The organism is Azospirillum sp. B4 (assembly GCF_000333275.1).
Classification (GTDB): domain Bacteria; phylum Pseudomonadota; class Alphaproteobacteria; order Azospirillales; family Azospirillaceae; genus Nitrospirillum.
Map to the genome: position 1 here is coordinate 1 of NZ_BACU01000500.1, position 9,305 is coordinate 9,305.

The following is a 9,305-nucleotide window of genomic DNA, read 5'->3' on the forward strand; positions in this document are numbered from 1 at the left end:
TCAGGGCCGGGGCATGAGGCGCGCCCAGGCGCGCGACATCGCCATCGAGAAGCTGGCCGCGGTGGGCTTAGGATCCGACGTCGCCAACCTGTCGCCGGCGGAGCTGTCGGGCGGCATGCAGAAGCGCGTGGGCCTGGCCCGCGCCATCGCCACCACACCGGAGATCATCTTCTTCGACGAACCGACCACCGGCCTGGATCCCATCATGGCCGACGTCATCAACGACCTGATCGTGAAGTGCGTGCGCGACCTGGGCGCCACCGCGCTGACCATCACCCACGACATGGTCAATCTGGAAGGGCAGCTGCTGCGCCGGCCGGATCGCCGCGCCGACACGGTCTACGTGTTCATGCACCCCACCTCCACCCTGCAGCTGCTGCCCATGCCGCTGGCGCTGGCCGACGCTGGGCTGGACGTGCTGTGTGCCGCCAGCCGCTATGCCCGCAACGACAGCGCCCTGATCATGGAGAAGGTGGCGATCGACCTGGGGCAGTGGATCGCGCATGCGCGGGGAGCGTTGGGCTACGATCGCGTGGTGCTGGTCGGCTGGTCGGGCGGCGGCTCCCTGTCGCTGTTCTACCAGGCGCAGGCGGAACGGCCGTCCATCACCCACACCCCGGCGGGGGACGAGGTCGACCTGACGGCTGCCGGCCTGACGATGGCGGATGGCGTGATCTTCATCGCCGCCCATCTGTCGCGCGCCGAAACACTCACCGAATGGCTGGACCCGTCCGTTATCGACGAGGCCGATCCCGACCGGCGCGACCCGGCCTTCGACATCTATGCCGAGGCGTGCCCCAACCAGGCGCCTTATGATGCCGGTTTCGTGGAACAATTTCGCGCGCGCCAGGTGGAGCGCAACCGCCGCATCACCCAGTGGTGCCAGGACCAACTGGAGCGGCTGCGAAAACGGGGCGGGGCGGAGCAGGAGCGCGCCTTCGTCGTTCACCGCACGATGTGCGATGTCCGTTGGCTGGACCCAGGGGTCGATCCCAATGAACGCAAGCCCGGCTGGTGTTATATGGGCGACCCGCGGGCGGTGAACGTGGGGCCGGTCGGCTTGGCCCGCTTCACCACCCTGCGCTCATGGCTCAGCCAGTGGAGCTATGATCTGTCGAACGCGAAGGGGCCGATGAACGCCGCCAAGATCCACCGGACGCCGGTGCTGCAGATCGAAAACACGGCGGATGAGGCGGTGCCCGCCACCCACAATCCGGCGATCAACGCCGCCCTGGCGACGCCGGACAAGGAATACCATCGCATCATCGGCGCCACCCATTACTACATCGGCCAGCCGGACCATCTGGCCACCTGCATCGGCCTGATCATGGACTGGAGCCGCCGGAAAAGCTTCATGGGCACGTGAGCGTTGAAAGGTCGGCGGCGGCCCTGGGGGCCGCCGCCGCGCTTCCGCTTTAGCCAGCGGTTCTGGCCTGTAGCCGGGCGGCCTTTTCGCGGGTCCACCTGTCCAGTTCCGCGCGGGCGGAACTGGCGGCGTCGGCGAGGTAGGTCGGTGATTCCGTGCGCGCCGTGACCTCCAGGCGCAGGCCGTTGGGATCGAAGAAATAGATCGACTTCACGAAATGGTGGTCGACCAGCCCCAGGACTTCCACGCCATGGTCGATCAGCCGCTGGCGCATCGCCAGCACCTCATCCACGGACCCGGTTTCCATGGCGAAATGCTGGACCCAGGCGGGGGTGTTGGGGGACGGCGCCGGCATCTCATCATCGCCCAGGTCGAAAAAGGCGATATAAGATCCGTCTGTCATGGCGAAGAACATGTGGGCGTAGGGCTTCTCCTCGCCCGTGCTGGGAACGCGGTCGGCCAGCATGCAATTGACGAGCGGAAGACCCAGGACGTCTTCGTAGAAGTGCCGGGTCTCCTCCCCGTCGCGGCAGGGATAGGCGAAATGATACAGACCCTTAATGGCGGGTGGTGCGGCGGGTGGTGTCGACATGGCGCAGGCTCCGGGGAAAGGGCGGACCGGATCGAAGGACGCGGCCGCACCGCTCATGATAACGCCGGCGCCGGTGGCCTTCGTCCCCCCGGCGGGAGGACAGGATCATGAAGACGAACGATGACATCGCGACGTTGGCGGGTGCCGTGGCGTCGGTGGGCGCGCCGGACTTCCCAACCCGCTTTCTGGCGGCCCTGGGCGCCCTGTGTGGTGCGCGGCTATCCTCCGCCTTTTCCTTCGATGGGCGGGACGGCCCGCTCGCCCTGTTCGCGGCGGGGGATTGCCGGGACGTGCCCGGCTTCGCCCGGGCGGCTTCGCTGGCCTATGCCCGCCATCATTGGCGGAACGACCGCGCCGCGCGCCTGGCCGTGGCGGCCCCCCGGGACACCGGCGTCCTGGTGATCCGCACCGGCGCCGCCGACATCACGGACCCCGGCTATCGCCATGCCTGCTATGAGCGCGGCGGCATCGCCGAGCGGCTGAGCATCCTGTCCGCCGGCCCGCGCCCGTTCATGGCCAACGGCTATCGCATGGTGTCCGACGGCGCGTCGCGGCCGGGGGACGTGGCGCGGGTGGAGCGATACGCGCCGGTGCTGATGGCGGCGCTGACCCGCCACGCCGACCTGTCCTCCCATCCGCCCGGCGAGGCCACGCCGTCCGAGATGGTGCGCATTCTGCTGGCGGCCGATGCGGGCCTCAGTGCCCGTGAGGCGGAGGTGGCGGCCGGCCTGATCCAAGGGCGGACGCAGGAGGAGATCGGCGTCCAGGCCGGATTGTCGCTGGCCAGCGTCATCACCTACCGACGCCGCGCCTATTGCAAGCTGGGGGTGATGGACAAGCGGGAATTGGTCGCCGCCTATCGGCAGATCTCAGCGCCGCGGCTTGTTTAGGGCCAGCGGCATGAGCCGCTGTCGCCCGGCGCTCGCACGGCGACCATCAACAACCTCATTTCATCGCGTTGATGAAGCGCAGCACGGCGGGTGAGGGATCGGACCTGCGCCACACCAGGTGCAGACGGAATGAGACGTCCAGGTCCTCCACTTCGCGCAGCAGCACCCCCTGGCGCGGCACCTGCCGCGTCTGTTGGGTGAAGCCCACGCCCATGCCCACGGCCACCAGGCTTAGCAGGATGGAGTCCGTCGCTGTTTCCTGGACGATGTTGGGGGAGAAGCCGTTCGCCAGGCAGGCCTGCATCAGCCGGTCGAAATAGCGCGGCTGGGGCTTGCGGGCTGGGAACAGGAAGCGCTCTTCCGCCAGGTCGCGCATCCGGATGGGACGCTGAGCCAGGGGATGGTCTTCGTTGATGGCGATGACGATGTCGCTGAAGCCCAGCTCGCAATGCTCCAACGCGCCCAGATCCTCTTCGGAGAAGTGGATGTCGTAGACGATGGCCGCATCCACCGTGCCGTTGCGCAGGCCATCGATCTGGTTGCGCGAGCTCATGGGCAGGAGGTTCAATTCCACCTTCGGCTCGTCCAGCCGGAATTGCAGCAGCTTCGCGGGAATGTCGGGGTGGCGCGACGCGATCTCGCTGAAGCCGATCTGTACCGTGCCGACATGACCGGTGGCGTAGCTTTTGGCCCGGGCGACGCTGCGCTGCAGCTTTTCCAGCAGGGCGTTGGTGTCCTCCAGGAAGGCCCGGCCGGCAGGGGAAAGGCGGACGCCCCGGGGCAGCCGCTCGAACAGCTGGACGCCCAGCTCATCCTCCAGGTCCCGCACCTGACGCGTCAGCGCCGGCTGGGCCACGCGGATGGTCTGCGCGGCGCGCCCGAAGTGCTCCTCGCGTGCAACCGCCTGAAAATACCGCAGATGTCTTAGTTCCATGGCCAATTGATACCGTGACGGCATCAATTGCGCAAGCACAAAGAATTGGACGATTCCGCCCCCCATCAGCAGAAGTAAAGCATCATCAATTACACGCAAATGCGTTCAAGAAAGGTCGTGGCGGATGAATAGCGAAGCGACGAACGCTGGCACTCTTTCCGGGACGCACTTTGTGCATGTGGGCGATGTGCGCCTGGAACTGCTGATCAAGGGCGAAGGCAAGCCGGTTTTGCTGCTGCACGGCATGGACGGTGTTGAGGCCCTGACACCGTTGATTGATTTGCTTGCCGCGACGCACAAAATTTACGCCCCGTCCCATCCGGGCTTCGGTGGCAGCGACCTGCCGCGCTCCTTCTCGACGGTCGACGACATCGCCTATTTCTACCTGGATCTGCTGGACCAGTTGGACCTGCGCGACGTGTTGATCGCCGGCTTTTCCTTTGGCGGCTGGGTCGCCGCCGAAATGCTGGTGAAGAACAGTGGCCGCCTGGCGCTCGCGGTGTTGGGTGCGCCCTTCGGCATCGAGACGGCCCACCGCACGGACCGCCGCGTCCTGGACATCTTCATGTGCGACGGCGGCACCGTGGAGCGGAAGTCGCAAGTGACGCCAGTGCCGAGTCACGATCTGGCCACCCTGCCGGAAGAGGTGCTGGAGCGCAAGGTGCGCAACGCCGAGGCGACGATGCTGTACGGCTGGTCCCCCTACATGTGCAATCCGAAGCTGCGCCACCGGCTGCACCGCGTCACCACGCCCACGCTGGTGCTGTGGGGGGAGGAGGACGCCATCGCGCCTTTGGACTTCGGACGGGACTACGCCGCCCTGATCCCCCAGGCGGTGTTCGAGGCGATCCCGAACTGTGGTCACCGCATCTATGTCGACAGCCCCGAGGCGGCCGCCCGCAGCATCGACAGTTTCGCCCAGCGCGCCGTCGCCGCGGCGGCATGAGGCAGCGGCTTTAGGAGGCCCCGATGAAAGTTTGGCAATTCAGCGAGCAGGCGTACCACCCGGCGTTCGAGGTGCCGGGCCCGATGCGCATCACCCTGCCGCAGCATCATTGCGACCCGGTGGAAGCAGGGCGGCTGATCAATCGCTATCTGGATGAATACGTCCTGGCGGATGAGCTGGGCTACAACATCATGATCAACGAGCATCACGCGGCGGCGACCTGCATGTCGACCTCGTGCATGACGACGCTGGCCATCCTGGCGCGCCAGACGAAGCGCGCCCGGCTGCTGGCCTTGGGCATTCCCATCGGCAACCGCGCCAACCCGGTGCGCGTGGCCGAGGAGATCGCCATGGCCGATGTGATTTCCAACGGCCGCCTGGAAGTGGGCCTGGTCAAGGGTGCCGCCTATGAAGTGTTCATGTCGAACCGGCAGCCCGTGCGCTTCATGGACCGGTACTGGGAGGCGCACGACCTGATCCTGGAGGCCCTGTCCAATACGGGCGATAATTTCTCCTGGGATGGTGAATTCTTCAACTATCGCGCCGTCGGCTTGTGGCCGCGTCCCATCCAGCAGCCGATGCCGCCCATCTGGATGACGGCGTCCAGCGCCGGTAGCGCGGCGCAGCAGGCCAAGCTGGGCTATGTCTGCGCCACCTTCCTGTCGGGTGCCGTGGCCCGGTCGGTCTTCGCCAGCTATCGCAAGACTTATCAGGAGACGCATGGCCGGCCGGCATCGGATGACCGCCTGGGTTACCTGGGCCTGGTGTCCGTGGCCAACGACCGCGAGACCGCCTTCCAGCGGGCGGAGCAGATGAAGGCCTATTTCACCACCGCCGCCCGGCTGGATCCGCAGTTCCGCAACCCGGCCGGCTTCGCCTCGGTGAAGGACAACGTCCGCATCCTGAAGGCGGGTCCGAACGCCGTACGCCCGCGCTTACGCGACGGCAGCCCGTTGCCGTCCAACCCCACGATCGACCAGTATATCGACGCTGGCCTGATGTTCGTCGGCACGCCCGATGAGGTATTCGAACAGATCAGTCGCTTCCATGCCGAGGTTGGCGGCTTCGGCAACCTATTGATGATGGGGCAGGCCGGCACGCTGGGCCATGCCGAGACGGTGGAGAACCTGACCCTGTTCTCGCGGGAAGTGATGCCCCGCCTGGCCGAGCTGTCGGTGGATACCCCCGATATCCGGTACGAGGCCTTCGCGTGAGCTTGGATGGCCAAGCCCCGGCCCCCCTCGCGGAGGGTATGGACGCCTATGTGGCCGCCTTCCGCGCGGGGCAGTCGCCGGGGGGGACGCTGTCGGCCGCCCGGCTGGCCGCCGACCTGAACGCGGCGGCCTTCGCCCGGCCCGGGGTGGCAGGTTTACGGCGGCACGTCAGCTTCATCGTGGCGCCGGGACGGGAGATCGCCGTCGCGATCCTGGACCCCGGTGGCGACACGCCCCGGCCCGGGATCTGCTATTTCCACGGCGGCGGTTTCGCCTTCGGGAGTGTGGAAAGTTTCGATGCCGTCGCCCAGGGACTGGCGGAGGAGACCGGGGCCGTCGTCGTCAGCGTCCAGTACCGCCGCCTGCCGGAGAATTCCTACCGCGCGGCGCAGGAGGACTGCCACGCCGCTTACGAATGGTTCGTCGCCCATGCCGGGCAACTGGGCGTCGACCCGAACCGCATCGCCGTCGCCGGCGACAGCGTCGGCGCCCTGCTGGCGACCATCACCGCCGTCATGGCGCGCGACGGTGGTGCGTCCATCCAGCCCGCCTGCCAGGTGCTGATGTACGGCGCCTACGCCCTGACGCCTGGCCGGCCCTCGTACGGGCGGGGGCGGGACCCGCTGCTCAGCGTCCAGCGGGTGGAGGATTTCGTCCGGCTTTACCGTCTGTCGCAGGAGGCGGCACCGTTCCACCCGCCGCCCCTGTCGCTGCCGGATGTGAGCGGATTGCCGCCGGCGGTGCTGGTCGCCGCCGACTACGACCCGTTGCGTGAGGAGGGCGAGGAATACGCCGGTCGCCTGCGGGCCGCCGGGGTGGAGGTGCGGGTTCTCACCGCCCATCGGATGATACATGGGTTCTTGCGCGCGCTGGGCATGTCGCCGGCCGCGGCGCGCGAGATGACCGCCACGGCCCAGGCGGTGCGGCCCTACCTTTGGCCGGCGGACAGGGGAGAGACGCCATGACCTCATCATGGGATACCGACGCGGCGCAGCGGGGCCGCGACCTGCGCGAACGGATATTCGGCGCCGACGGAATGAAAAGCCTGGTGGAGGCTGACGACTTCACCCTGCCGCTGCAGGACATGGTCACCCGGACCTGCTTTGGCGAAGTGTGGAGCCGCCCGGGGCTGTCGCTGAAACTGCGCAGCATGCTGACCATCGCCATCCTGGTGGGGCAGAGCCGGCCGGCCCAGCTGCGCAACCATGTGAAGGGTGCCATCGCCAATGGCGTCACCAAGGAGGAAATCCGCGAAATCCTGCTGCACGCCACGCTCTACGCCGGCCTGCCCGCTGGGGCGGACAGCTGGAGGGAGGCGGCCGCCGCGCTGAGGGAAGTCGATGCCTACTGATACCGCTCCGGTTGACGTCGCCGCGGCGGACCCGGCCGCCATCGCGCTGGCGCTGCGCAAGGGGCTGCGCAGCTTGGCCAAGGCCGTCGTCGTCATCACCTGCCGCCACGGTGGCCAGCGCCACGCGATGACGGCGACGGCGGTCAGCGAACTCAGCATGGACCCACCCTCGATGCTGATCTGCGTGAACAGGTCCGCCAGCCTGTTTGAACCCCTGTCCCAGGGGGCCGACTTCTGCATCAACATCCTGACCGCGCGGCAGGCGGAGATTTCCACCCTGTGCGCCGGCAAGGAAAAGGGGGAGGCGCGCTTCTCCCTGGGGGATTGGCGGCAGTCCGCGCTGGGCCACGCCTATCTGGCGGACGCCCAGGCCAGCATCTTCTGTCGCACCGTGGCGAACACGGTGTTCGGGACGCACGGCCTGTTCATCGGTGAGGTGCAGGAGGTGATCGACCTCGCCCCCATCGACCCGCTGGTCTATATGGACGGCCGCTATGGCTGCTTCGCTGCGGGCCTGGAAACCGCCGACCGGCGATAGGCGAGGAGCGGCCTGGAGGGCGCGCCCCATGCCTCTTCGCGCTGGGCCGTGGTGAGGTAGCTTGCTCACCGCTTTGCAACCCGGGTGGCCCACACCCGCCTTTGACTTTGGGGTTGAACCGCCGGCCGATCATTGCCAACTTGCGGGCTATGCGCTGGCTGCTCGCCCTTCTTCTGTTGTTCACGGCCGTCTTCGACGGCCCATCCCTCATGGAAATGGCGGGTGGCGGAATTGACTGCGGGCTGAAGGCGGAGCATGTGGCGGTGGAGGGCGCGCCGGATCCCGTCGATGGCATCCGGCACAGCCTTATCCATTTCCATGCCGGCCAGGGCCCCTGCGGCCATGTCCACATCGCCGACAGCGCGACGCCGGCCACGCATGTCCCCACGCCCCGTGCGCTCGTCCAGGCCATGGACTTCCCGGCCTTGGCGCAGAGCTATGTCAGCCGCGACATCGCGCCTCCCGATCGTCCACCGGCGGCCTGATCGATCCCGTTCCTGAATGACCGGCGCCCGCCTCCGCGCGGCGCCGACCGATCGATCATGCCTTTCCGGAGACATCATGCGCATCCCAGCATTAGGGCTGGTGGCGGCGCTTGCCCTTGCGCCCGCGTGCCATGCGGCGGCGGAGCCGTCCGTGGCGGGCACCGCCACGCCCCCAACCTTTCTTTCCGTCGACGCCCTGGTGGACCGCGCCCTGGTCACATCGCCACGGCTGAAGGCCGCCGCCGCCCGCGCCGACGCGGCCCAGGGCGATGTCATGCAGGCCGACGTCCTGCCCAACCCCGAATTCTCCATCCAGGGGGAGAATCTGGCCGGATCGGGTCCTTACCGTGGCACCCGCGCGCTGGAGACCACCTACGGCCTCAACCAGTTGGTCGAACTCGGCGGTAAACGGGACGCGCGCACGGCGGTGGCCAGGGCGGCGGCGGTTCGTTCCCAGCTGGACGCCGACGTCGTGCGCCTGGACCTCGTCCGCGATGTCCGCGTGGCCTATTTCGACCTGCTGGCCGCGCGCGAGCGGCGGCGCATCGTCGAGGCCCAGCGGAGCCTGGCGCAGGAAACCGCCCGGGCCGTCAGCGCCCGTGTCCAGTCCGGCCATGACAGCGCCATCCAGGAGGACCGTGCCAACACCGACGTCCGCCAGGCGGAGATCGATGTCGCCCGCGCCAAGCGGGAGGAGGATGCCGCCGCCCGCACCCTAGCTTATCTGGTCGGGGAGCCGGTCCAGCCCGCGGCGCTGGACGTGGCCGTCCTCAAGGCCCTGGGGGAGGACGGCGGTCGGGTGGAGGCGGCCGGCCCAATGCCGGGCCCAGGGCTGCCGGACGTCGCGCGCTGGCAGGCGGAACTGAAGCGCAGCCGGGCGGCCATCGACATGGAACGGGCGCGTGCCGTGCCCGATCTCAAGGTTGGCGCCGGCATCAGCCGTTTCAACGAGGGGCGCGAGACGGCGCTGGTGGTGGGCGTCAGCATCC

The 9,305-nt window shown here is 68.0% G+C and carries 10 protein-coding genes and 1 pseudogene; 9 read left to right on the forward strand and 2 right to left on the reverse strand.

All coding sequences use genetic code 11. The annotated features are described in order from the left end of the window. Positions 1 to 292: pseudogene (locus I55_RS37820) on the forward strand (ATP-binding cassette domain-containing protein); the annotation flags it as partial. A gap of 1,123 nt (positions 293 to 1,415) precedes the next feature. Here the strand turns inward: I55_RS37820 and I55_RS21860 are convergent. After that, on the reverse strand, positions 1,416 to 1,958 hold the full coding sequence (locus I55_RS21860) for a VOC family protein (protein ID WP_044562724.1): 543 nt from the start codon (positions 1,956 to 1,958) through the stop codon (positions 1,416 to 1,418). A 107-nt stretch (positions 1,959 to 2,065) separates the two neighbouring features. Here I55_RS21860 and I55_RS21865 point away from each other — a divergent pair, with 107 nt between their 5' ends. After that, complete coding sequence (locus I55_RS21865; RefSeq protein WP_044562716.1) at positions 2,066 to 2,848, forward strand: helix-turn-helix transcriptional regulator; 783 nt, start codon at positions 2,066 to 2,068, stop codon at positions 2,846 to 2,848. 55 nt (positions 2,849 to 2,903) lie between these two features. Here the strand turns inward: I55_RS21865 and I55_RS21870 are convergent, their stop codons facing one another. Continuing rightward, positions 2,904 to 3,782 (reverse strand): LysR family transcriptional regulator, encoded by an 879-nt coding sequence (locus I55_RS21870; protein ID WP_159107249.1) that lies wholly within the window; start codon positions 3,780 to 3,782, stop codon positions 2,904 to 2,906. A 172-nt stretch (positions 3,783 to 3,954) separates the two neighbouring features. Between I55_RS21870 and I55_RS21875 the strand changes: the two genes are divergently transcribed. The 7 genes from I55_RS21875 to I55_RS21905 form a co-directional block, all read left to right on the forward strand. Further along, positions 3,955 to 4,728: an alpha/beta fold hydrolase gene (locus tag I55_RS21875; RefSeq protein ID WP_159107250.1), complete on the forward strand. Its 774-nt coding sequence runs from the start codon at positions 3,955 to 3,957 to the stop codon at positions 4,726 to 4,728. 23 nt (positions 4,729 to 4,751) lie between these two features. After that, entirely contained in the window at positions 4,752 to 5,942 is a 1,191-nt protein-coding gene (locus I55_RS21880) for an LLM class flavin-dependent oxidoreductase (protein ID WP_044562719.1), read from the forward strand. Beyond that, positions 5,939 to 6,907: an alpha/beta hydrolase gene (locus I55_RS21885; RefSeq protein WP_148293891.1), complete on the forward strand. Its 969-nt coding sequence runs from the start codon at positions 5,939 to 5,941 to the stop codon at positions 6,905 to 6,907. The genes I55_RS21880 and I55_RS21885 overlap by 4 nt, the downstream gene beginning before the upstream one ends. Next, positions 6,904 to 7,293 (forward strand): carboxymuconolactone decarboxylase family protein, encoded by a 390-nt coding sequence (locus I55_RS21890; RefSeq protein WP_044562720.1) that lies wholly within the window; start codon positions 6,904 to 6,906, stop codon positions 7,291 to 7,293. Before I55_RS21885 ends, I55_RS21890 begins: the two co-directional genes overlap by 4 nt. After that, a complete protein-coding gene (locus I55_RS21895) occupies positions 7,283 to 7,831 on the forward strand; it encodes a flavin reductase family protein (protein ID WP_044562721.1) in 549 nt (182 codons plus the stop codon). The genes I55_RS21890 and I55_RS21895 overlap by 11 nt, the downstream gene beginning before the upstream one ends. A 149-nt stretch (positions 7,832 to 7,980) precedes the next feature. After that, on the forward strand, positions 7,981 to 8,316 hold the full coding sequence (locus I55_RS21900) for a hypothetical protein (RefSeq protein WP_044562722.1): 336 nt from the start codon (positions 7,981 to 7,983) through the stop codon (positions 8,314 to 8,316). Between the two features lie 76 nt (positions 8,317 to 8,392). Further along, positions 8,393 to 9,305, forward strand: a 913-nt coding sequence (locus I55_RS21905; protein ID WP_159107251.1) for a TolC family protein, incomplete at its 3' end; no start/stop codon positions are given.

What these genes read in the sequence shown, in the direction of transcription:
- I55_RS21865 (WP_044562716.1), top strand. Translation starts at nt 2,066, where the DNA reads ATGAAGACGAACGATGACATCGCGACGTTGGCGGGTGCCGTGGCGTCG.
- I55_RS21860 (WP_044562724.1), bottom strand. Translation starts at nt 1,958, where the DNA reads ATGTCGACACCACCCGCCGCACCACCCGCCATTAAGGGTCTGTATCAT.
- I55_RS21880 (WP_044562719.1), top strand. Translation starts at nt 4,752, where the DNA reads ATGAAAGTTTGGCAATTCAGCGAGCAGGCGTACCACCCGGCGTTCGAG.
- I55_RS21890 (WP_044562720.1), top strand. Translation starts at nt 6,904, where the DNA reads ATGACCTCATCATGGGATACCGACGCGGCGCAGCGGGGCCGCGACCTG.
- I55_RS21900 (WP_044562722.1), top strand. Translation starts at nt 7,981, where the DNA reads ATGCGCTGGCTGCTCGCCCTTCTTCTGTTGTTCACGGCCGTCTTCGAC.
- I55_RS21895 (WP_044562721.1), top strand. Translation starts at nt 7,283, where the DNA reads ATGCCTACTGATACCGCTCCGGTTGACGTCGCCGCGGCGGACCCGGCC.
- I55_RS21870 (WP_159107249.1), bottom strand. Translation starts at nt 3,782, where the DNA reads ATGGAACTAAGACATCTGCGGTATTTTCAGGCGGTTGCACGCGAGGAG.